10 protein-coding genes and 2 pseudogenes are annotated in these 24,428 nt (G+C 55.5%); 3 read left to right on the top strand and 9 right to left on the bottom strand.

What is annotated here, in order from left to right; all coding sequences use genetic code 11:
* Positions 1-3: 3 nt before the first annotated feature.
* A complete protein-coding gene (locus tag OCV80_RS02925) occupies positions 4-1,155 on the bottom strand; it encodes a tyrosine-type recombinase/integrase (RefSeq protein ID WP_249390810.1) in 1,152 nt (383 codons plus the stop codon).
* A 201-nt stretch (positions 1,156-1,356) separates the two neighbouring features.
* Here OCV80_RS02925 and OCV80_RS02930 point away from each other — a divergent pair, with 201 nt between their 5' ends.
* Positions 1,357-2,130 carry a Fic family protein gene (locus OCV80_RS02930; RefSeq protein ID WP_267288180.1) on the top strand — a complete coding sequence of 258 codons (774 nt, stop codon included), beginning with the start codon at positions 1,357-1,359 and terminating at the stop codon, positions 2,128-2,130.
* A 485-nt stretch (positions 2,131-2,615) separates the two neighbouring features.
* Here the strand turns inward: OCV80_RS02930 and OCV80_RS02935 are convergent, their stop codons facing one another.
* The 4 genes and pseudogenes from OCV80_RS02935 to OCV80_RS02950 form a co-directional block, all read right to left on the bottom strand.
* Positions 2,616-3,008 carry a helix-turn-helix domain-containing protein gene (locus tag OCV80_RS02935; protein WP_136890908.1) on the bottom strand — a complete coding sequence of 131 codons (393 nt, stop codon included), beginning with the start codon at positions 3,006-3,008 and terminating at the stop codon, positions 2,616-2,618.
* Positions 3,005-3,097, bottom strand: a pseudogene (locus OCV80_RS02940) (DNA-binding protein); the annotation flags it as partial. The pseudogene OCV80_RS02940 and the gene OCV80_RS02935, both read right to left, overlap by 4 nt.
* Before the next feature lie 105 nt (positions 3,098-3,202).
* Positions 3,203-3,321: pseudogene (locus tag OCV80_RS16520) on the bottom strand (DNA-binding protein); the annotation flags it as partial.
* A gap of 387 nt (positions 3,322-3,708) precedes the next feature.
* Positions 3,709-14,187, bottom strand: a complete 10,479-nt coding sequence (locus tag OCV80_RS02950; protein ID WP_136890907.1) for an Ig-like domain-containing protein — start codon at positions 14,185-14,187, stop codon at positions 3,709-3,711.
* Between the two features lie 279 nt (positions 14,188-14,466).
* On the opposite strand from OCV80_RS02950, the gene OCV80_RS02955 reads away from it, so the two are divergent.
* Positions 14,467-16,368 carry a sensor histidine kinase gene (locus OCV80_RS02955; protein WP_267288181.1) on the top strand — a complete coding sequence of 634 codons (1,902 nt, stop codon included), beginning with the start codon at positions 14,467-14,469 and terminating at the stop codon, positions 16,366-16,368.
* Positions 16,369-16,406: 38 nt separating this feature from the next.
* On the opposite strand, the gene OCV80_RS02960 is transcribed toward OCV80_RS02955, so the two are convergent.
* Positions 16,407-17,120: a LytR/AlgR family response regulator transcription factor gene (locus OCV80_RS02960; RefSeq protein ID WP_158629702.1), complete on the bottom strand. Its 714-nt coding sequence runs from the start codon at positions 17,118-17,120 to the stop codon at positions 16,407-16,409.
* A 789-nt stretch (positions 17,121-17,909) separates the two neighbouring features.
* Between OCV80_RS02960 and OCV80_RS02965 the strand changes: the two genes are divergently transcribed.
* Positions 17,910-21,146, top strand: a complete 3,237-nt coding sequence (locus tag OCV80_RS02965; protein WP_267288182.1) for a hypothetical protein — start codon at positions 17,910-17,912, stop codon at positions 21,144-21,146.
* Positions 21,147-21,286: 140 nt separating this feature from the next.
* Here the strand turns inward: OCV80_RS02965 and OCV80_RS02970 are convergent, their stop codons facing one another.
* The 3 genes from OCV80_RS02970 to OCV80_RS02980 are packed head-to-tail and all read right to left on the bottom strand — an operon-like array spanning position 21,287 to position 24,333.
* On the bottom strand, positions 21,287-22,864 hold the full coding sequence (locus tag OCV80_RS02970; RefSeq protein WP_267288183.1) for a tyrosine-type recombinase/integrase: 1,578 nt from the start codon (positions 22,862-22,864) through the stop codon (positions 21,287-21,289).
* The gene (locus OCV80_RS02975) at positions 22,828-24,030 is read right to left on the bottom strand and encodes a tyrosine-type recombinase/integrase (protein ID WP_267288184.1); all 1,203 of its coding nucleotides are present in this window, start codon (positions 24,028-24,030) and stop codon (positions 22,828-22,830) included. Before OCV80_RS02975 ends, OCV80_RS02970 begins: the two co-directional genes overlap by 37 nt.
* A complete protein-coding gene (locus OCV80_RS02980; protein ID WP_267288185.1) occupies positions 24,031-24,333 on the bottom strand; it encodes a hypothetical protein in 303 nt (100 codons plus the stop codon).
* Positions 24,334-24,428 lie beyond the last annotated feature (95 nt).

The following is a 24,428-nucleotide window of genomic DNA, read 5'->3' on the forward strand; positions in this document are numbered from 1 at the left end:
CAGTCATGAAAATCGCTTTCTATTGCAGAGTGGACGGACAGGGCTTTGGCTTTGTCCTCCCCGATGAAGCTGACAAGCTCCGCGAGTTTTTCGCCGAGCATCAGGATAAGCCTGCGCTTGAAAAGCCATCGAGCGCAAGCTAAAAATTTTTGTCGTGTGCTTGACATACGGGTGCCTTAAATCATGAAACCTAATACTTGGTAGGCCGGTATTTTTCAGGATCGTTTTCATCCGATTGTAGGCATAACCAGGATTGACTGCTTCCTCCGGATGCAAGGGATTGGGAAATATCCAATCGCTGATGGCAGTTTTCTTCCGCTCCCGTAGCCGCTGGGCCGTGCTGTCCGGCAGGGATATGCTCCGGTGGCCCTTGTTGGTTTTGGTTTCTCCGACCTCCAGGCTGCCTGCCTTGCGGGTGCTGACGGAGCGGTTGACTTTGAGAGTTCCCTCCGCCTCGTCGAAGTCCTCCCATCGAAGGCCGCAGATCTCGCCCCGGCGCAAGCCAGTGGTCAACTCGGTGAAGAAGAAGTCCCGCCACACCTCGTCCTGCTCGATTGCGGCCATGAAAGTGTCCAATTGTTCCTCATTCAGAATCTGCTTTGGACGGTAGTTGGGCTTGGGGACCACCGTGCCCTCGGTGGGATTCTTGGCGATTAAGTGTGCGCCCACCGCGTCTTTCATCGCTTGGTGGAGCATGGCATGGATGCGGGAGAGCATGGCGTCTGAGAGTTGATACCCGTATTCTGGATGCTCATGGATGCGACCCTCCCGTTTCAGTTTTGTGTACATCCGCTGGATGTCCGTCGAGGTGATGCGGGAGATCACCTTGTCTCCCAGGATGGGCTTGATGTAAAGTCTGGCATACTGCCGGTAGCCGTACATGGTGCTGTGGCGGATCGTCCCCGCTTTGTATTCATCCAGCCAGCGGTCCAGCCACTCTCCCAATGTCATGCGGCTGTCCTCGGTCAGTTCTACATCCTGATAGGTTTCGATGCTCTGGTGGAGTTTGCTCAGTAACTCCTTCTGCGTGCGGCCATACACATACCGGAAGATGGGGGCGCCGTTGGCCTTGTGGCCTACCACGATGCGGCCCTCCCAACGGCCGTCTTCCTTCTTCCGAACCATGCCGTCGCCGGATGGCCTGCGCTTTGCCACGATGATACACCTCCTTTGTAACGACACAACATACCGCAGAAAGAGAAAACTATCCAGGGGTACGGCGAACTGTTATCAAAAAGTTATCATTTGGGGTAGCGAACACAGTGGCAATCAAAAATTTTTTTGTGATAAACCAAAATATATGGTATACTGTCTTCATAAAGTAGCGGAGGTGGCCGCATGGATCTATACGATCAGGTGAAAAAACAGTGGCAAATGTGGGCTGTCCGTTCAGGCGAAGACTTGGACCTGCGCCTGGACAACTTCCGCATTCTCTTCGCGTACAACTCCGGGAAGATCGAAAACGCAGCGATTTCTTACCACGACACCCGGGAGATTTTTGAGAACGGCCGGGTGGTCGGCTATACCGGCGATCCCCGCACGCTGTTTGAACTTCAAAATCAGAAGGTCTGCTATGACTTCCTCCGGGAGAAGATTCCTGTTAAGGAGCCGCTTTCCCTCCCACTGATCCTGGAGATCCATCGCGCGCTGACGGAGGGAACTTACGATGCGCGCCGTTATCTGGTCAATGGAGAGCGGCCCGGGACATTCAAAAAACATGACTATGTGACTGGCATCCATGAGGTCGGCTCCTACCCTGAAGAAGTGGAAGGTGACTTGGCAGAACTGATCGGTGAAGTCAACTCTGTAGGTCCGAAAGCCCCGCTGAAGGCCGGAGCGTATCTCCATGCGCGTTTTGAGAATATTCACCCCTTCGCCGACGGGAACGGCCGCGTTGGGCGGACATTATTGAACTACTGGCTGATGATCAACGACTATCCCCCCATGATCATTTATGAGGAAGATAAAAAGGCATACTATGAGGCGCTCCAGCAGTATGATGAACAGGAGTCTCTGGATGCTTTGGTCCGTTTCTTGGAAGCGCAGACGGTCAAGACTTGGGCGCGCGTCATGAAACTCTCCCCAAATGATACGCCGAAACATCAAGGAATCGAATTTCATATGCTGTAAATGCCTGGCCTCCCGTAGCAGCGGGAGGCTTTTCTCTTTGTTTTGCAGCGCAATTTTTGAAGGGGCAATAGTCCGAATATTCACTTCTTGGATTTGCGATAAAACCAACCGATATCCCCAAGGTGCCCCCCGCGGGTTCACCCTTACAACCCTGATTTCATGCGGATTTGAGGGCGCAATCCTCTGATTCCGGCCACCTGTGACCCCCGAAGTGAGCCAAACCGACCACCTATGACCCCCGCAGGCAACTCCCCGCAAACCACTGTCCCGTCCCGCGTTGCGGGGCGGTGTGACCCGGCCGGAGGGCGCTTGCGACCCCCGGCCTTTATCCTGCACGATTTTCGTCCCCTCGGTTCACCCGCTCATTTTGGCTTCCGGGCGATCCCGGTACCTGCGGCACACAGCCCCCCACACCGCGCTTTGTGGTGCGGGAGTGTCTGTTCCTGCCCATGCCGCAATCGCCGCACACAGCGGCCCACAGGCGGTCACGTGCCGGCCTGGGCCGCTGTCGTCCGCTGACGCGCCGCAACGAGCTCCAGCTGATCCAGTTGCCGGTCGTAGTGTTCATCTATCACCTCCTGGATCGGACGGAGCGTGTACAGCAGGTTCCCATTGCGTTTCTGACCAGCCCTGGTGGTGATTTCAGTTGGCTCGGTGGAGATGAGCCCGCGCTCCTCAAGGCACAGTGTGTACTTGCGTACCGTGTTCTCGCTCATACGCACTGCCTGCCCGATGGTCCTGTAGCTGGGCCAGCATTGATGCGTCTTTCGATTTTCGCACCGTTTCAGGAAACTGTAGACCGCCAGCTCGCCGCTGCTCAGACCCAGCAGGAAGATCTCGTTTGGAAGAGAGAAATAGTTTCCGATCCCATACTTCATGTGCCGCCTCCCGTATGCTCCTCCACCCAGCAGATGAACTGTTCTTTCGGCACCACCATCCGGCTGCCGATCTTCAGCACCGGGAAACCATAAGAGGCCCCCATGAAAACGCAATGCGTTTTCATGGGGAGAGGAGGAGCAAGGGAGCAGAGCGTATACCCGGCATATATGCCGGGTGGAGCGGAGTGGACTTTGCGACGACGAGCATCAGCTCGTAGCCGGATGAGGGAGACACCCCCAGCACCTTTGCCACTGTTGCCGCGTTCAGGAACAGCGGCAAGTCCTCATAGCTTTTGTAGCCTGATTCTTTCATGGCCAACACCTCCTTAAGTGTGAGAAGCAAAAAGCCTCTCACTATATACAGGCAATAAGTAGGCCACTTCACAAATGAAAATAGGAACAAATAATACGCCCTCATAATATACAGGCAACAAAACAGAGGAGTGAGCAGGCTCGAAAACAAAATTTAGAGTTCTGCACAGAAGAACATACCTTGAGTGAGTGATTTTGCCGATTCACTATTCCTGTGAATCGTAAAATGCACAGCCGGATCTAAGCGGGGTTCAGAGGGATCAGTGGTGATAAGGCATGCGGACAGTTTAGGGGATTTCAAACTATCACCCTCAGAAAAAAGGCAGGCAGGAGAGCTCGCTCTCCTGCCTGCCTTTTCATTGTTTATACGGCGCAATTCCTGCGCGGGTTACTTTACGATATTCTGGCAGAACCGGGTCAGGATCACCGCCGCCTGCGCCCGGGTGGCGGAGCCGCCGGGCGTCAAAGTGGTATCGCTGGTGCCGGAGACCAGGCCCTCTGCGTTGGCCCAGCGGATGGCCTCCACCGCGTAGGAGCCGACCTGTGCGGCGTCTGCGAACTTGCTCAGGTCCGCCTTGGCTGTGGTGTCGCAGCCCTTGTACTGGGCGTAGCGGTACAGGATGGCCGCCATCTGTTCACGGGTGATGGTGTCATTGGGGCCGAACAGCTCGTCGCTGTATCCAGCCACGATACCGTTCATCCTCGCCCAGTAGACCGCCGTGGCGTAGTAAGCATTGACATCCACGTCCTTGAAGGGATAGCCCCAGATCTCATTTTCGATATTGGGGGAGCCCTCCAGCCGGTAGAGGATCGTCACGATCATGCCGCGGGTGGTGGTCAGATCCGGTTCGAAGGTGCTGGCACTGGTGCCGGCCATGAGGCTGTTCTCGTTGACATACCGCACCGCGTCATAGTACCAGGCGTCCTCCGCCACATCCACAAAGGGATTTGTCCACTGCTTTTCGGGTACAAAGGTCACATCCACGCTCACCTTGCTGTTGGGCATGGTGAAGGTGTACTTGCCATCGCCCCTGTCGGTGACCTTGACCGTGTCGCCGTTCTTGTCGGTGACGGTGACCTTGTCCACCTGATAGCCCTTGTCGGGCTTGGCGGTGATGGTGACCGTGTCGCCCTTTTCCGCACGACTTGGCTTTACTGTGATCGTGCCATGGTCGATATCAGCAGCGGTATCCACTACATAGCTGGGCAAACCACTGCTGCCGCTCCCAGATCCGCCGTGGTCAGGATTGATAGGTGCTGCAGTAACTGTGACCGCACAGGTGGCGGTCTTGTTGCCATCCTCTGTGGTGACGGTGATGGTCGTGGTGCCTGCCTGGATGGCTTTGACATTGCCGCTGGCATCCACTGTGGCTACGGAGGTATTGCCGGAAGACCAGGTAACGTTCTGATTGGTGGCGTTGCTGGGGCTAATAGTGGCTTTCAGCTGGCCCGTGCTGCCTGCCGTCAGGTTCATGCTGGTTTGGTTCAGACTCACGCTGTCGACTTTGACAGCCGGCGCACCTCCGGCCTCGACCGTGACCTTACACTCAGCGGTTTTATCGCCGTCTGCGGTGGTGACGGTGATGGTCGCGGTGCCCGCTTTGTGGGCAGTGACTTTTCCGTTTCCGTCCACCGTAGCTACCTTGGAATTGCTGGAAGACCAAGTAACATTCCTGTTCGTGGCATTGTTTGGCTCAACAGTTGCTGTCAGCTGGCTCGTGCTGCCCTCCGTCAGGGTCAGGCTGGTCTTGTTCAGGCTCACTCCGGTGACAGAAACAAAATCGGCATTGTTGGTCAGCTTCAGCGTGTAGCTTGCGGAGTTGCCGCCGTTGGAGACTGTAATGTTCCATGTGGTAGTACCGGAGGCAAGCTGGGTGGCATGCGAGGCATCCACATCATAATCCTGACCGTCCAGCTTGATCGTTGCGTTCTGGGGGTCCTTGGGCGCGATCTCCAGGATACTGTTGGTCAGGCCGACAGCATCGACCGTATAGGTGTTTGTGCTCGAGTCGAAGACAGCGGTGTGGCCGCCGATGGAGATATGGTCCAGTTCCACGCTACTGTCCGTCAGAATCAGGTCGGAGAACTCCACCCGGACGCCGGCAGCACCGGTGATGCCCGCGAACTCAAAGGTCTGGGTTGCGGCACCCTCTTTTTCCAGCGTCAGCAAACCGTCTGCCTTGGTGTAGCTCTGCTGCTTGGCGATGGGCTGGCCCTGGGCGTCCAGTAGCGTGACGATCAGGTTGCCGCTGGTGGTGCCGCCGAGGTAATTGTACTGCACCTTTGTATTCACAATGGTCTTGCCGTTGGCAACGCTCATGTCGTAGATGACGGTGACCGGCTCATCCCGCTCCTCAGCCAGGCTTCTCAGAGTCAGAGAGGTGGTGTTGTTGGCGGTGAAATACTCGCTGACGCTGTTGTAGGAACCGGTTCGGGCCCGCATGGCCTGATCCTCCACAGGGGCTTCGATCCAGGCCTTGACATAGACCGGGATACCGGTGCTGGGGATCTCCGCCTGTGCGCCGCTTTCCTCCTTCATGTACTCTGCTACAGGCAGCGTGACCTCCGCGCTGTAACCGCCGGCGTCGATGAGGGACAGATCTGCCGTCTCCGTGATGGTATCGATCAGATCCTGCCCATCGGTGCCCTTCAGAATCGTGGTGCAGCTCTGGTCGGCGTAGAAGCCCACCTTGACCTGCCAGTTATCCTTCTCGTCTGCAAGGCTGGCGGCCAGGCGGTTGTGCAGGGCATAGCGCAGGGTGCGTACGCCGTCGGCCTGTTTGACGGTCTCCACTTTGGAGATACCCACGTCGGGGATGTCCAGATAGAGAGTGCCGGGCAGTTCCACGGTCACACCATTCTTGAAGGTTGCCTTGATGGTGTAATTCGCGTTCTCAATGGCCTCCCCCGTGGGGAACTTGGCCGTCACGGTGACGTCCCGGTTGGGCATCAGGTTCAGAGAAGTGTCGCCGCTGGTATAGACGCTCTCATTTTCCGAGATGATCTCCAGCTTGGTAATGGCGTCCATGCCGGTGTTGCGGATGGTGAACTGGACGTCGATGTCGCTGTTGGTGTAGAGCTCCTCATATGCCAGCATCACCGCCGACTCCTGGATCTGGTTGGTGAACTTCTCCGTGGCGGTATACATTCCGCTGACGGGGTTGGCCACAGTGATGGTCGCAGTCTCATCGTTCTCACCGTCGGAAATAGTCACCTCACGCTCTGTAGTCTCACTGTAATTAGTACCCAGGATGACTGACCTGATCTCGTACGTGCTCGTATCGTTGACATAAGCGTCGAAGTGGTCGATGAGGGTGCCCTCCTGCATCTCCGCAACTTCCACAGTGCCGGACAGGGTGTAGGAATCGCCGTCCTCCACGAACTTGACCGCCTTGAGCACATCGTGGCCCACGTTAGTGGAGCTGGCAGATACCGCACCTGCAAGGGAGTCGTAAGTGGTCTCGTCGGTCTCGCCGCTGACAGAGTCCACCCACAGGATGGCGAGGTCGCCGATGTCCTGGGTGTTCTTTGCGAAGCGGAAGTTGGAGCCGATTGTGTCGCCGGCACCGCCGGCAGCCACGCTCAGGGACTCGGGCATATTCTCATAAAGTTTGCCGTCCGTGTCCATAACGGACAGCCGGATATCGGACTCAGTCTCGCCGTTCGGGTCGTCGGTGATGGCTCGCTCAGTGTGCCAGGCCACCACGAACCGCTCCTCGCCGTCCCCAAACTCCGCAGTAGTGATCTGGGGATTTTCGTCCAGATTGTTGTCAGAAGTCAGGCGGAAGGTGCGCACCAGGTCTTCGCTCTGGGTATCATCCGCACCGTATGTTCCGTCCACGGCGGGGATAATGGCCACAACGGTCTCCCAGTCGGTGGTGTTCTCGGTGGTGGAATTGGTATCCAGGGTATAGACCACAGCGGCGGTACCGTCCTCCAGCATGGCCATCTCCAGGCCCTTGACAGAGGCCGTGGAGCCGGTGCCGTCATACAGGGTCTGGGCGGCGACGTATTCATTCCCGAACACATCTTCATCCCGTATCCACTGGCCGTTCTCGCAGACGGCATACCGGATGGCGTCCTGCTGGTCAAAGTTGGTCAGATTGGAGGCGTCGGAGGATTTGACCTCACGCCATGCCACAATGATGCGATTGCCGCTGGCGGCCACCACGGGGGCCAGGTCGGGGGTGCTGTTGTCGGTGAGCTGCTCCAGCGTCCAGTCGCTGCCGCCCGTGGAAGTGGCGGCCATGATCTCGGTGGAATTTATCTGGAGCATCTGCTGACCATCGTCCAGGGCAGTTCCGGGGACCACATTTTCGGTGATGTCCTCTGTCTGCCGGACCCACACGGCGGCGTAACTGCCGTCAGAGCCGGCCACCTTCACATTGCTGTCGCCGTAGCCGGTGGACACTTCATCATTGCTGTCGAAGCGCTCTCCCTGCTGGAATTGACCATTGCTCTTAGTGGACACGGCCACACGAGTGTTGCGGATGTCCAACGCACTCTCCGGGTCGTTGTCCTCCCGGTCGCTGAGATAGAACATGACTTCACCGTCGTCGGACAGCACCGGGTTGGCGTAGGAGTAGGCCCCGATCTGGAGGGTCTCCGCCAGTGTGGCGTTCTGATCCTTGTCCAGGCTGAACAGCCCGATGGAGGGCCGTCCGCCCAGCCACTCCTGCTCGGCGGTGTCCACATAGTCCCGGCGTTCCAGTTGCGCCCCCAGGTCCACGGCGTATATCACCTGGCCGTTGGGCATGGCCATACGGGTGACGGGCTTGCCGTTGATGGTCTTATTGGCTTTCCAGATCTCCTCGATGGTCCTCCACCCCGGATCATCGGACTCCGACTCAAAGCCGATGGAGCAGAAGATCTTTTCATAGCTGATGAACAGGAATTTGAATACGAACTCAATGCCGGTGGAGCCGCTGACAGACAGGTTGGAGCCCTGTATAACGTCGTCCGTCCGGCTGCTGACCGGCCCCACGGCGCTGATATTCGAGCTTTCCTCCAGATAACCGCGGTTGAGCCATTTGTACTGCATATCCAAATTCAGCTGGCCGAACACACCGATCTTAAAGGCCACCACTGAGACGTCGAAGCCCACGCCCGCGAAGGCTCTGATATAGAAGTACATCCGCAGGTTGGTAAGATAATCGCTACCGGTGGCGTCGGTATAACTGGCACTGGCCAGGGCGGTGTTGAAGGCGCTCTGGTCGCCGGCGTTCTTCAGACCGTCCATGCCGGAGGTCACCTCGTAATAGTTACCCTGCTGCATGTCCATGCGGACCTCCAGCGCGCCGCCCAGGTTGACGCTGGCGGTGATGGGAACGATGCCCACGACGGCGTTGAAGTTCCAGTTGAAGTTCAGGCCAGCGCCTACGTTAAAGCCGCCGCTGATGGGCTGGCACTCCCACTTGCCGCTGCTGCTGTTGTAGGAGATATTCGCCTCCATGTAGCCGCCCAGCGCCATGCTGGTCCCCATGAGGCCCTTTCCGGCGGCGGCCTGCTGGGCCTCCTCCTTGGCGGCGCTCAGGTATTTGCCCTTGACCATGCTGTAGACGTCCATGGGGCCGGGAAGGGCTTCCAGCTCCTGGTTCTTGCCGGTGGAGGCGTCCCCGTGGACGAAGGTCATGTTGTCCGGGTCGTCATACTCGGGATAGACGCCGGGCTCCAGATCGCCCATGTTCACGCCGAACAGGGCGCGGAACACGGTGGGGTCGCTGGTGGCGTACAGGCGCACGGCGAACTTGTCCTTCTCGGGGTCGTAGCCGGCATCGTCACTGAGCAGATCCATGCCGCCCTCGATCATGATATCGCCGTCACCCATATCACCAACGTCTCCGCTGGCATCCACGGTCATTCCGCTCTTGACGTCGGCCAGGGCTCCGGTCAGGGCATTGGAGGCCTCCGCCTCCGGTACGCCGATCATATTGACCATCTGGAAGGGCAGGCTGATGGTGCGGCTGGCGGTGGTCCCGTCCTCGCTGAGGACGGCCCGCATCCCGCGGCTCTCGCCCGCGGCCATGCCCCACTCCTCCATGCTATCCTTGTCCATGGTCATCCGGTTCTCGGTGAAGGCCAGATCCGTGAAGGGATATGTGGTTGTCTCGCTGGTCTGACATTCCGGGGTCTTGCCGGTGGCGTCCTGGAGCATCACGGTGTTAGCCCGCCCCAGGTCCTTGGCGTGCTCGTCGCCCCACCACATGATGGAGGTGGTGACATAGGCGGTGGGGAAGGTATCACTGGGGCCCACGTTGCCGGTGTTCCCGCGGATGTCGGCCACGCTGGCGTATTTCTTGGGGCTGTAGCTCAGGGTCTGCTGGGCGATATAGGGCTGCTTCTGCCCGCTCTCATTCTTCTCCCAGGCCACGATGCTGTCGCCGGAGATCGCCACATCGTCCAGGTTCAGGTTGGCGTCCACCCGCAGCATGATTGGATAATATTCCGCACCAGTCCCGTCGCCGTACTCCAGCTGGAACAGGTAGTAGAGCGCCTCGCCCGCCTGGACCTCCTTCTGGTTGTCAGCGGTCTTGAACTTTCCAAGATCCATGTTCACCAGCAGGCGGCCCTCGTCATTGGTGCTGACCGTTTGAGGTGTGTTGCCGGGCTTCCACTGGCTTGGATCCTTCTCACCCTGCAGGCCAAACTGCACCGCAGAATTTCTGTCGCCCGTGCAGTACTCGCCGCCCCGGTACACGCCGCCCCGGAAGGTGACCTGCCCCTCATAGGGCGTGCCGTCCGAGTTTTTTAGATAAATTTCCGCCTGGGCCGCCCGGCGCAGCTGGAGGGTGTTCACCGGGTAGAGCTGCAGCTTGGTGGAGTCGGCCTCGGAGGACACCAGGCTCTGGCTGCGGATGACGCCCAGGAAGATAACGTCCTCGTCATCCCCATCATCCGCCACGGAATTGCAGTAGATGTCCCCGGCGATGCCGTGGGGCGCATAGATGGCAGCCTCGCCTTTGTCGTTGGTGGTCAGGGTGTATTCCTCGGTGGCGGTTTTGGCGGCGCTGGTGTACACCTGATAGGTCAGGGTGGTCTCCGTCTTGGGGTAGCACTGGAACAGGTAGAGCTGATCCCGCAAGGTTTCCACATCCACCGTCAGGCTGTCCGAGATCTCCGGCAGCTTGCCGTGGGTGGCGGTGACGGTGGTTTCGCCGTCCTTCAGGCCGGAGAGGACGAAGTCGGTGGAGGGGCGGTAGGTGGTGTAGGAGAAGTTCTCGATGTTCTCATACAGAGTGCCCTGCCGGTAGTTGACGGAGGCCACCGAGCTGTCGTTGGAGGCCCAGGCGATCTGGTCAGCCAGCTCCGCCCAGGCATACTGGCCGTAGTTGATGGAGATGACGTTTCTCAGGGCGATGTCCCGCTGGAGGGCCACGATGGCGTTGGAGCCGTTCTCTCCGCCGTCGCCCCACAGGGTCTTGATTTTTTCCACGTTGGACATGGTGTAGCTGCCGCCGGTGTTCTCGTCGTGGTCCAGCAGGATCTCCAGGATGTCCTCCGAGTAGACATAGAGCACATAGCTGTCATAGGCCCAGGCGGCGTCGGCGGCGTTCTGGACCTTAACGGTGACGGTATAGGCGTCCCGGTAGCTGGCGGGGTCGCCGGTCTCCGGCGTCACAGCAGGGACATTCAGGGTGTAGGAATAGGTATTTCCATCCTGCGTCACCCCGCCCGTCAGGTCGGTTTCCGAGATGGTCTTTTCGCCACCGGCGATGTACAGTTCAAACTGTCCGCCGCCGTTCTTTACATCCAGGTTGTCTGCCGTCCAGCTGAGAGTGATGTCCTTGCCGTTCCCGCCGCCATCGGTCTGGTACAGGCCGCCTGCGGGCTGGTCCAGTTTGACGGACGCGGGCGGTGAGAGCAGCGTGATGTAGGCAATGGCAGGCTCCTCGCCCTCCCCCATCTCCGGTACACCATTCTCGTTGATATAGGTGCCGAGCCGCTTTTCCTGATATTCCGCAGAGATACAGGCAACGATCAGCCCCGTTCTTTCCTCATTGTAGAATGTATCCAGCCCTTCATCCCACGGAATGGTAAAGGCGGAGAGGATGGGGTTCTTCTCATCGGTCGTCACCGTCCACTCCTTGACAACCGCTACCGTTGGATCTGCATCCTCTAAATTGAGCGTACCCAGCTGCACTGTGAAGGTGGTGGGAACAAAGGCTCCGTCCTCCCCAGCGTTCTGGTTCAGGGCGCAAATGTTGCTGCTCCAGTAGATCCGGGCGTCATTCCCCTCACGGACGGAGATGTTTCTGCCGCTTTCGGGAATCTGGAGAAAAGCGTTCCCTGTCCCGCCTCCCCAGTTTTCACAATGGAGGGTGACGCTTCCAAGCAGCGCATCCTCCATATCGCCGTTGAGGGCCACCAGTCTGGCATTGGCATATCCTGTTTCCCCGGTGAGCATAAAGCTGGTGCTGCCGTCCTCGTTGAGTACTACCGTGACGGGGCCGGAGTATTCCCATGCAAAGTGAAATTGATTGTCGATCCCCTCCGGCTTGTTGTCCTCCGGGTACGCGGTGACCTTAGTGACGTCGCCCCAGGTGAAGTCGCCTTCCTTCAGGGTGAAGGACAGCGTCATCTCCCAATCCGCCATTTCCGCCAAGTCAAAATAGACTGTGCCGCTTGTCTGTTCCTCGCGCTCTCCAGTCTTGCTGTTCGTGCGGGTAAGCTTGATGCCGCCGTCAAAGGCACCCACCGGCTTGGAGCCGTCCAGGGTGTACTCCCGACCCCAGCCGATCATCACATAGCCGTCCAGCAGGAAGTCCACCTGACCGGTGAACTCCTCCACAGAGGTATTATAGGGCAGGGTGATCTCCGCCACCAGCGCCGTGGGGTTTTGGGGGTCGTTCACCCGGAAGTCATACTGGGTGTCCCCCGTCTGGCTGAGCACTGCCTTGAGGGCGGGCAGGATGCCGGTGGTCAGGTCCGTCACCTCATTCAACACCCAGTTGTCATAGGGCTTTCCAGTCAGGGGCAGGGTGATGGTCAGCACGGGCTTCTGCCCCTGCTGCTCCTGGCGCACCGCCAGCGTGGGCGCCCCAAAGGCCAGTTCCCGGTCCAGAGATTCCAGTGTCACGCCGGTCAGGTCGTCGGTCCCCCGGGAGATGGTCAACTCCAGCTTGTTGGCGCCCTCCAGCTGGCAGGTGGGTTCATCCCCCACGAAGTTGGCGGCAGTGACGGAGATGGCCCCGCCGCTGGTCTCGGTCACGGGATAGAGGAAGGTGCAGCTCTCGCCGGTGGTTTCCACCTCCTCTGGGGTCAGTGTTTGATCGTCGTTCACCGTGATGGTCATGTCCTCGGTGATCTTCACGGGGTAATCGAAGGTAGCCACGATGGGCACCTGCTGTCCGGCGTAGTAGGTGCCCGCCGGGGCGGAGAAAGAGACGGTGGTCTCCTTGGTGGTCTCCTGCATGTAGTAGGATGCGCGATATTCGAGGTATGGATCAAAAGCGAATGAGGTTTCGCTGCCACTGCTGGTCTGATACCGGCGGTAATATCCGGACATATTCATTTCCATCGTGTGCTCGGGGATCTCATCACCCTCCTCATAATCCAGATTTTCGCTTTGTGTGGGGAAAGCCTCTAACCCGATAGAAGGAAGCAAGTAAGTCTCTTCTACGACCCAATCAGTAAAGTTGTCGTCCGCCTGGAGCACTTCATCATCGATCTTTAATTCATAGGAGAATGGCCGCTCCTCGGCGATCGGGCGCGAGGAACCGGGGTCAAAAAACCACCCTAAAGCACCAACTGTGTACTGAAAATTGCCGGCAATCAAACTACCGCCGCCGCTTTCAAATATGCGTAAATAGTTTCCGGAGGACATCCCTTCAAGAGAAAGCGTTTCTTTATCCGCAAGAAACATGGGGTTGCCGCCATCCCGGATCCGGTCCCGCATTTCCTCATCTCCGCCTGCGACGACCCAATCAGTCTCAACACCATGCTCTCGTCTCTCATAGCTGAGCGTTTTCGAGACACGGGAATAGTATTTGAAATAGTCGTCGCTATCTACCGTCACGGTCTGCTCCCAGCGGGTGGAGCCGTCAGAGAGAAGGGCGTTTTTCAGGTCATAGAGCTGCACCAGGAAGGTTCCCGTGCCCTGGACGCGCTCTGGGGTCTCGCCCACATGGACGGTCAGGGTCTTGCTCTCGCCGGGGTACATGGTAACGGTCTCCTCGCCGTCAATGTCGGCGGTCACGCTGCCGTCCACTGTCCGCCAGGAGAAGGTGATCTCCTGATCTGCGGCGGACCGGGAGGCCTCCACGGTGACGGTATACTCGCCGTTTTCTTCGGCGGTGGCCGCCCCAGTGACGGTCAGCCGCACGTCGTGGTCCACCCCGGCGGGGCCCACGCCCTCCAGGGCATCGGCGGCCAGCATCACCATATCCCCGTTGGCCCAGGCCTCCGCCAAGTCGTAGAAGTTGTCGATCTGCTCGTCGGTCAGGTCCTGCTCGGTGAAGTAGGTGGCCTTGAGATAGGCCAGATACCGCTCGATCTCCACGACGGTCTTGAGGTCGGCCAGGGTGAGATAGTCGCCGTCCACCTCCACCACTTTGGTAAGGTCGGTGGCCGGGTCGTCCAGGATAGCCTCGATCTCATCCAGGGTGTATGCCTGCCCGTCCATGATGATCTTCTCGTCGGTGACGATGTTGCCGTCCTCGTCGATCAGGCCATACTGCTTCAAAATGGCCAGATACGCCTCGGCGTCGTCGCCGTAGACCTCCTCCAGCGCAGCCAGCAGGGCGGTGCGCTGCACACCGCTCATGTCCAGCAGGTCGCCAACTGCGGCATAGGCCACCGTGGGCAGCATGGTGACCAGCATCACGGCAGTGAGCAGCCCCGCGATCCATCGTTTCCAGTTCTTTCTCATAGAAACTCTCCCTTCGCTTTGCAGGAGGATCTTTGCACGGGATGGTCCTCATCCCGTGCAAGGGGGTGACCCCCTTGCAATTCTTCTCTGTACGCCAGTCCTTTAGTCCGGTGCACAGTTCCTTACGCCTATCACTATACCGAAACATTTTGCTGTTTCAATAGGGATTGCAAACATGGTCAATTTTCCTGCAAACTTGGTAAGCCCGTACCCTTGACGGAAGGAAGATTCCCCGTTACTCTTAGAATAGGAAACACGTTAGATGGGAGGGCGGGCTGAATGAGACGTTGGATCATACGGGGCGCGGCGGCGTTTATGGTTCTGCTCCTGTGCGGATTTTTCGCTGCGGCGCTGCTGTTCTTTACCCAGCCCATGACGGAACAGACCTTTGACCTGTCCGTAGAAACCGTCCAGTGGGAGGTCTATATCCAGGAGGGGCAACAGCGAACAGACCTGCTGCCCGATGGGGACATCGGCTACACGGGTCTTTCCGCGCCGGGGCAGACCTTTTACTTTTCCCGGATTTTGACCGAGGAGGTGGAAAGCCCCGTTTTATATCTGGACACGGTCAACCGCAGCGTGGCGGTGTTCCTGGATGGGGAGCGCCTCTACACGGACTGTCCGGAGCAATCCGGCGGGGTGGGAGAGCTGACGCTGCCCATGCTGGGCTGGGACCGGCTGGAGCCGGTGGAGATCACCCTGCCCCCGGACTATCTGGGTAAAACCCTGACCATTGCCCAGTCCACCGGCCTGGGGGAAAAGCAGATCCCGGAGATGGAGCCTACCGTTTACCCCTGCACGGTGACGCTGAGCTGCGGATATGCCTATGAGAGCGGCATCGTGGCAGAGAGCTTCCGGACTGCCATCCCTGCGGCCCTCTGCTTTGTGCTGGGGCTTCTGCTCTCCACTGCGTTTTTGTGGCAGAGCTTCCGGGGTCGTTGGGACATTGGCCTTTTCATATTCTCTTTGGCCGCCTTTTTCCTCATGCTGGTCCCTCTGGGGGCCGCCAGCTTTTTCGGTCACTATCTCCCATACCCGGAAGTGGATCTGAACGCTCTGAGCCGCGCCCTGTGCCTGACCTCTCTGCTGCTCTTTCTGGGGAGCCGGGGCAACGGGCGGCTGCGCTGGATTCTGTGGGGGACAGCGGCTCTCCACGGTCTGACCGCACTGCTGGGCCGGGCCTCTGCCACTTCTCTGCTGACAGTGGTATCGGAGTATCTGGGGCTTCTGGGCCTGCTGGCCGCTGCGGTCCTCTCCCTGGTTTGGAGAAAGCGGGGGAACGGCTTCTACTGGCTGTTCTCCCCGTTGCTCCTGGCGGTCCTGGGAATGGGGCTGGCTGTATGCGGTGTCCATGCTGCGGCCGATCCCACATGGGGGCGTGAGCTGATGATTCATCTCCGGACCGGCTTCCAAAATGGCCTGCCCCGCTTCCTGCTGTGGTCGTGGTCCGCACTGACCATGGCTGCCGGCATCCTGGCCGCCTTCATTGACCTGTTCCGGCGGGAATCCCAGCGCCGCACCGAGGAGCGGCTTCTCCTTCAACGTGGGGAACTGATTCGGGAAAACTATGAAAATCTTCGGAAGCACAATGAGGAGATCCAGACTCTTCGCCACGACCTGCGGCATCATGTCACCGCCCTCCAGGGCCTGTGCCGGGAGGGAGATATGGGGGAGATCCAGAAGTATCTGGAGTCCCTGTCCCAGCGGCCCGAGCTGAACCGAAGCAATGGCTACACCGTCCACCCGGCGGTGGACACCGTTCTGACAGCCATGCTGGCCCGGGGCGCGGAGACAGGCGTCCGCGCCGAGGTACGGGTGGAGCTGCCGCCTGAACTCCACATACCCAACAGCGACCTTTGCCCCCTGCTGATGAACCTGCTGGAAAACGCGCTGGAAGCCAACGAAAAAGCCCCCGAGGGGGCGGAGAAGTGGCTCCGGGTGACCATGCACCTCCGGGGTGAATACCTGTATGTGGGAGTAGAAAACGCCCGGTTCGCCCCGGTGAACTTCGACCCGGAAGAGGGGCTATATAACTCAACCAAGCCCGGCACACTCCACGGTATGGGACTCAAGTCCGCACGGGCCACCGCCCGGAAGTATCACAGTGAGTTGGTCCTGAAAGCCATCGAAGACTCCTTTTCCGCCAGCACCGCTCTGCTGCTCCCCAAAACGGAAGCATAGAAAAACTCCGCTGTTTCCAACAGGAAGCAGCGGAGTTTCTATTTCAGGGATTCCACATAGCGGGCCATGAAGTCTTGGTAATACCGGCGGCTGACGGGGATGGCTTCCCCTGTGTCCAGGGTAAGGGCGTCCCGCTCTACCCGCGCCACATGGGCCAGATTGACCAGATAGCTGAAATGGCTCAGGCAAAAGCCCTGCTTCTGGAATTCCTCTTTTAATTTGGAGAGAGGAACGGTGTATTCGATCCGCTCCTCTCTGGTATGGACCGCGGTCTTTCGCCCGGCGGTCTCCAGATAGGCGATCTCGTCCAGGGGGACGGTCCGACCGCCCACACGCAGCACCGGGCGCTTTTTCCGGTCCTGCCGCCGCTGCCAGTCCCAGTCCAGGGCAGCAGCCAGCCGCCCCTCGTCCACCGGCTTGAGCAGGTATTCCAGCGGGTAGGTGGGGAAGCTGTCCAGCGCGAAACCGGGGTGGTCTGTGATGTAGATGATGGAGGCGCTGACCTTATGTTCCCGCAGGAAGCGGGCCAGCTCCACACCATTATCCCCGTCCAGCTGAATGTCCAGCAGCAGGAGCTGATAGGCGTCCGGGTCCGCGGTCAGCCGCTTCATCAGCGGCGCGGCGGTGTGGAATACCTCCACGTCATAGTCCCGTCCCTGGGAACGTCCTTTTCCCTCCAGCACATGACAGGCGGCTGTTTTATTTTGCTCCGCGGTGCGCGGGTCATCTTCGCAAACGGCGATGCGGTACATGAGCTCACCTCTGGGTATGTGGATTTTCACCGTCATTATACCATGCCTGTTTCCCCATGACCAGCTATGTGGGACGTCTTTTTCATACTTGAGGCAGTTCCGATCGTTTTTGTTTTATGTTCCGCAAATTCTGATTCGTGGGTTGAGGCAAAATGGAGCCGAGTGCTCTGAATATGAGGCGCCAATGTGGACATCTGAAAACGCAAACATCCCTGCCCTTTATCGTTTCCATGCGGTACTTGTAAAAGGCATGGGGGGTGTTTTGACCACAGTTTTAGCCACAGTGTGGTGTGGAACACATGGAAACAGCACCTCTAAAGAGTGACGGAAAGCAAATAAACCAGAGCAGAAACGTCAGAAAATAAACCGAAATTATACAAAAAACTTTTCTTCAACTCTTTGGGTGCAAGATGTCGGGAGTTCGAGTCTCCCATCTCGGACCACCTTTCATTGAAAAGCCGCCTAAAAAGGCGGCTTTTCTGCATCAGAAGCCCAGTTTGTCGAAATATACTTAACCATATTGCCCCTGTGGTCAGAGAGGCAATATGGCAACTGTGGTATTGATGTAGGGAGACCCTGGAAAGCTCAAAATTTCTCCTCATTCCCAACAGGTATAATCAGGACTTTCGACGTAGATACGATGGGAACTTGAATTTTCCGGCATTATCTACTATAATAATTTTACGGTAGGTCTTTGCGCCACCAGGTCAGCCGTTTGGGTATGTTCCCATGCGGCTTTTCTTAATCTGTAATATATTCAAAATAATGTTCGAACAATGAGGGATTCAAATGGGACGTCAGAATGAATTTTACAAAAAGATGCATCCTGAACAATTCTCAGATTCGCTGTTAGTAAAAAAAGGCAACTTGGACCGAGATATGTTCGATTATTACCTCGAGTCTCTTACAAGCAAGAATCTCGAGAAAACCTTTGAGGAATTTTGTAGAAAACTTGCTGAATCGGAAGTATGTCCAAATTTACTACCACAAACCGGCCCAACCGGAGGTGGTGATAGCAAAGTGGACAGCGAAACATATCCTGTTTCAAAAAAAATATCGGATCGATGGTACTTCGGAAACACCGCTGCTTCAGAACGATGGGCCTTCGCTATAAGCGCAAAGAAGGACTGGAAGTCAAAGGTGAAATCCGATGTTGTCAAAATTGTCTCAGTAAATCAACATGAGGGGCGTGGATACACTAAGATTTTCTTTATGTCTAACCAGTATGTCCCAGACAAAAAAAGAGCCCAGGTGGAAGATGAATTGCGAAACTTGCACGGTCTGGATATCCGGATTTTAGACCGAAGCTGGATCCTCGATAAGGTTTTTTCCTCACCTCAAAACATTGATATGACAATATCTATTTTTGGTTTTTCTGACAACTTTCGCGATGAGGTGAGAATGGGATCGCAGGACTTTAATCGGAAACAAGAATTTGAAGAAAATGAACAAAAACTCGCTTCCCAGCAAACCAAGCAATCGGAACTCGTGTCTCTTGCGCAAAGAAATGTTATTTTAGCAAGAGAACTCGAATATCCTTTGCATCAGCTATTAGGGCTTATTGATCGCAGTATTCGGCTTTCAGCAGAAAAGGGTAGTATTATTGACCACGCCAATGCTATACGCGATGCAGCCTGGACCGTGTATTGGTGGTATGAAGATAGAGGTCACTACTATCGTTTTTATAAGGATTATGAAAAAATTGTGGTAGAAAGTCAAAATGTACATCTCTTTATAGATTTAATCACTCTTTGGATTAATTTGTTCTCACTGTCCTTAAATGACAACACATTTTCTATAAACGAACACACTCAGATTCTAAAAGAAGAGTATGCTCGCTATACTAGTGACCCTTCTAAGCCAAATACAGCTATTGAGGCTAAAGCTGCATTTCAGTTAATACGCTTCTTCCTGGGGGATGACCCAGATACGATAGTTGATGATATCATCCTGATTTTAGAGGCAAGTTCTGGACATCTTGATTTAGACATTCGCCCTCTTTGTCGTGCTATTCAAGAGTTTCCTATATTCGAAAATACGAAACGCTTTTCCGAGATGTTTGAGCGTTCCGTTGATATCATGAGCGAACAGAAGAGAAATATTGAGGCCGCTAAACTTCTTATGAACCGCGGTCACAAGTTAAAAGATGAAAAGCCATACGAGGCATTGATTTATTTCAGCCGCACATTAAATAAACTCTATAACGAAGAAAGCAAAGAACTTCTAACTTTTGTGGTTTTGGATATGGCAGACATTTTCCAAAGCATCGGCCTATATTGGGCTGGCAGGAATTTTTATTACTATGATTTTATTCTCTGCTTAAATCAGTACTTCAAATATGGCGATGTCTCACCTGTACTTTTCATGAGTGCATATTCTCTAAAAAACATCGAATTAAGGCTCGGGCATGTTCTTAATGCAATTGTATTTCATAGATTTTCACTTATCGCTGAACACATATACCCTGGCGAGATTCGCTCAAACGATGATAAGGGCGATAGTTTTGATTACGTGTTGGCACTTCAATTACTTCGCACACCATATGAAACTGCAAAAAGACTTGGAGAATTTCCGGCCTTTTTAGACAAGCAAGGTTTGAGTTTTTCAAGGGCTGCGATGAAATATGAGCTTGGTCACTACGATGAGGAAATGCTTGCTGAATTAGGGGGCAATACTGAGGTATTTGATGATGTAATTGGTAAGTGGAAAGATCAACCTGTACTGAAGCAAATGGTCAACATTCCTTGGTATGGTTCTGAAGACACCTGTTCACTTCACTCCAGAGTTCTTGGATGCTCAATTTGTGTGAATTTTTCTGCCCCTTATAATCATGGAGAATTTGAGTTTGCAGCAACCATACTTGCCACCATCGAAAGCTTCCTTGGATCCGGTTTGCCTAATAATCTTATTTCCTTACACGGAGCGATAGAAATAACTCTTCGCTACGACAACTCGACCCAAGAATTGGTTCGGATCTTACATCCTGCCGAAAAGTCTTCAAGTATTGAGGTTGTTTTTAGAGACTATGATTCTCAAAATATTATTCATGAACAGGAGCTTTTTTCAGATTTCATGAACAGTTTGTTAGCTGTAGCCATTTCTATTATGTTCCCGATTTCTTCAGAATTAGCAAAAATTAAGAAAATGGTACAGAATGATGCTGCACTTGAGCGTTCAGGAGTCTTTGCAAATAGCATATTTTTAGGTATGGAAGTTCTCGGAAAAGAAGCTTTCTCTTATACTGCGTTAGTACACGATTATCCTTGTCTGGAGATGACAAGAACACAAAAATCTCCGATAACAAGTACTCCAAGTTGGGAATCTACAAAACCTGCAGAACTGCCTAAAAATGTGGTTTTTGATATGCCTCCCGACGCAGACTTCGCCAAAATAAGCAATGCCAATATGTACACTTCCTCAATCATAAATATCCACGTTTGGAATCAAGCGCAATGGAAAGGTGTTATGTTCATGGCATATAAAGGACATTGCGTGCCTCCTGTACTGTCCTTTGTTTTTGAAACAAACCATGGCAAAACAATTTGGGGGGATTGGCGCAAACTAATGGGCAATCATGATGTCAATAATCGGCTTGGGATTCGTATCATCAAGGGCATTGAGCGCAAGCATCCCAATTGGTATCGTGTTGCCATTGGGCCAAATAGCTTTTCGAGTGACTCTGGAGAGGATTTGTTTATCGCTTCCTTACCTGTGCGACTCCACACAATGCAGCCATCCACTAATGCAAATCTGAAAATGTTCGAGAGCGAATTTGAAAAATATCAGGAATTCTTTTTGTGCCCTGCCTATATGCCAGATAGAACATCAGAACCATCCGTCTACACGGAATTAGCAATCAAAATGAATCCGGAGAGTATTATCATCTGTAACGCCAGTGATATATTGGAAAATGATTTTTTGTCGATGTGTGCTATTATCCCAGGCGATGATCCTATTATTCCTAAAGGCAAAGAGAATTCCCCTATTATGGAAATACTGAGGAAAAAAAGGCTCGATAATAATTGATATCAAATAACTCTCCTACGCAAAAAATGACGGATTTTTCCCTACACATGAAAAGTAACGGTCCACAGAACCGTATACCCCTCATGCCTTGTTCCTTTTAGCCTTGTCCAGTTGCCCAATCATTTTGTACAGAGGAATGTTTACACTCTTCCCAGCATCGCCGCCACCATCTCATAATGCTTCTTCACCGTATTTCTTGCCAGGCCGGTTCGTTTGGCGATGGTCGAGAATTCTGTGACCTCCGGGTGGAGACGCATATAGTCCCACAGCTTGCGTTGTGTTTTGGTCAGCTTTTCTGGCGGGGCGATGCCCGCAAGCTGCTCCTTGAGATTTTTGCGTTCCTCGTTCATCTCCGCGATCAGCGTCTTGAGCTTTTCCTCGCACTCCTCGCGGGTGTGGGCGTAGACGTTGCGGGAATGTTGCGTCCCGTCCGGCCACACGGGAGAATAGCGTCCCTCAAACAGGTGGTCATTGAGTTCGCTGATGCAGCCGGTGCCCGGTTTCCTTTTCTTCCCCACATAGGGCTGGAAGTCCACGATGCCTTTCTGCTCCGGCTCCGCTTCTTCCTGCGGCTCCATCTTGCCGATACTTCGGTCAATACTGGCGGCGGCCGCGCGTTGCATATCACCGGTGATGTGGGTGTAGATGTCCAGCGTTGTCACCGCCGACACATGCCCCAGCATGGCGGAGAGGGTCTTTACGTCCATGCCGTTCTCCAGCGCCAGCGTTGCGAAGGTGTGCCGCAGATCATGAAATCTGACACGCTTGCAGTCTGCCCGCTCCAGTATCGTCTGAAGCCGCCTTCGTGCCACGCCGGGCGTGATCGGTCGGTCCGCCTTCACCGGGGACGGAAACATCCAGCGGGAGTCCACCTTTTTGCGGTATTCCCACAGCACGGCCAGCACCGCAGGCGGCAGCACCAGCTTTCGGACAGATGCCTTGGTTTTGGGCGGGATGATCTGCAATTCACCGTTTACTGTGTACGCCTGTTTGTTGACGGTCAGCACACCTGTCTCGAAATTCAAATCATCCCATTGGAGCGCCATCAGTTCGCCCCGCCGCAGGCCGGTGCAGAGGTCCAGCAGGAATAGTTCATAGTATCCGTCCGCCTGTGCCTGAATGAGAAATTTCTGCAATTCTTCCCGGTCCAGTATTTGCATCTCCCGTGCCTTTTTCGGCGGCAGCTTGCAGCCGATAGCCAGGTTTGTACGGAGCAAGTCATCCTGCACGGCCCGCTGCAAGGCGGAGCGGCAGACCGCGTGACACATCCGCACCATGCGGTCGGAAACTCCCGGTCCGTATTGCTCCGTTAGGCGCTTGCGGCCATTCTTTTTCAGTCGCCCATAGAATTGCTGCAAATCATTCTGCGACAACTCGTTCAGCGGGATCTTCCCGATTTCCGGCAGGACATGGTTGTGGATGATATTTTCGTAGTTACTCTGTGTGCTGGCTCGGAGCGTCGGCTTGCAGTGGTTTTCGTACCAGTAGCACAGCCAGTTCCCGAACAGCATGTCCGGTTTGACCTTTCGGTCATCCCGTCCCACCATGCTTTCGGTAAGTGTTTTCAGCTTCTCCTGACACTCCCGCTTTGTTTTGGCGAGAACATTTTTCGTCTTAGGAAGGCCGTTGTCATCGTAACCGATGACAACGCGCCCCTCCCAGCGTCCGTCGCCGCGCTGTCTTACCGTGCCGGTTCCGCTTTTCCGTCGCTTTGCCAAGGTCTCAGCCCCTTTCCCAGCAAATCCTCCATGAAACCGCCAACGATGCCGCTGGCGGCTTTTTGCATATCCGGTGTGACGTGGGTATAAGTGTCCAGCGTGAAGCTGGCATTGGTATGTCCCAGAATCCCCGACAGCGTTTTGGCATCCACGCCGCTGGCGATAGCATGTGTGGCGAAGGTATGCCGCAGATCATGGAAGCGAATGTCCGGCAGACCCGCCTTGTGCAAAATTGCCTTCATGTGCGTATAGGCACAGTCCGGAGATAACGGCAGCTCCGGTCGGACAGGGTCCGGAAATATCCATTGCGTGATCGACTTCTCTTTTCGTCTGCGCAGAATATCCGCCGCACTATGGGGCAGGACGATGGTGCGCTCACCGCTGCGGGTCTTGGTCTTGCCCAGCATATCGACACCCAGCTTTCGGCTATGGAGAGTCCGCCGCACTTGCAGAACGCCGGACCGTCCATCAAAGTCCTGCCACATGAGTCCGCAGATCTCGCCCCGCCGCAGACCCGTGGTCAGCTCCACGTAGAAGAAGTCACCCCAGACCGCATCCTCACGCACGGCGTCCAGAAAGGTGTCCAATTCCTTGTCGGTCAGGACACGCTTCGGTGCATGGGACACCTTTGGCACCGTTGCGCCCACGGTGGGGTTCTTGACGATGATATGTGCGTGGAGGGCATCCTCCATTGCTTGGTGGAAGATGGCGTGGAGACGGTTGATGGTGGTATCCGACAGCGCATAGCCAAACCGTGGATGCTCCTTGATCCGTCCGTTCTCTTTCAGCTTCCGATAGAGCTTCTGCACATCCTGCGATGTCACCAGAGACACCTGTTTGCCGCCCAGCTGCGGCTTGATGTAATTTTCAATACAGCTTCGATAACCTGTGAAGGTGCCGGGACGGACGGTGTTCTCTTTATAGTCCGTCAACCAGCGGTCGAGCCACTCGCCCAAGGTCATCCGACTGTCCTCGGTCAACTCCACATCCTGATAGCGTTCGATGTTCTGATGGAGTTTTTCCGTCAGTTCCTTTTGTGTACGAGCATAAGCGTGCTGGAAGATGGGCGCACCGTTTTTCTTATGTCCCACCACGATGCGACCTTCCCAGCGTCCATCCTCGCGCTTACGCACCATCCCGTCGCCGGACGGTCTTCGTTTTGCCATTCAGTCCTCCTGTTCTGTCAGGCGGCAGGCGTTTTCCTCATCCTCCCGCTCGAAGGAATAGAGTCCGCCTGCCTCCAGCTCTTTTGTCATACCCCACGCCAGTTTGAAGCCGGCGGTGAAGCTCATCAGCATGGACTCCGCCAGCAGTGAGTTTTGCGTGTCGATCAGCCGGAGCAGCCTTCTGCGTCCTGTGGCATCCATGTCACGCCGCAGTTCCTCTTGGGCGCATTTGACCTGCTCATCCAGCCCGGTATGCTCCTGATGGTCGAAGCGGTCTTGCAAAGCCTTCATGTAGTCGTACATTGAGGTACCTCCTTTGGTAGCCAACATACATACCACAACCCGGCGCAGAAAGCTATCCGAATACACAAATAATTTTCGGTTTTCTTTGTCTATTG

Source organism: Oscillibacter acetigenes, from assembly GCF_025567605.1.
In the GTDB taxonomy this organism is placed as follows: Bacteria; Bacillota; Clostridia; order Oscillospirales; family Oscillospiraceae; genus Oscillibacter; species Oscillibacter welbionis.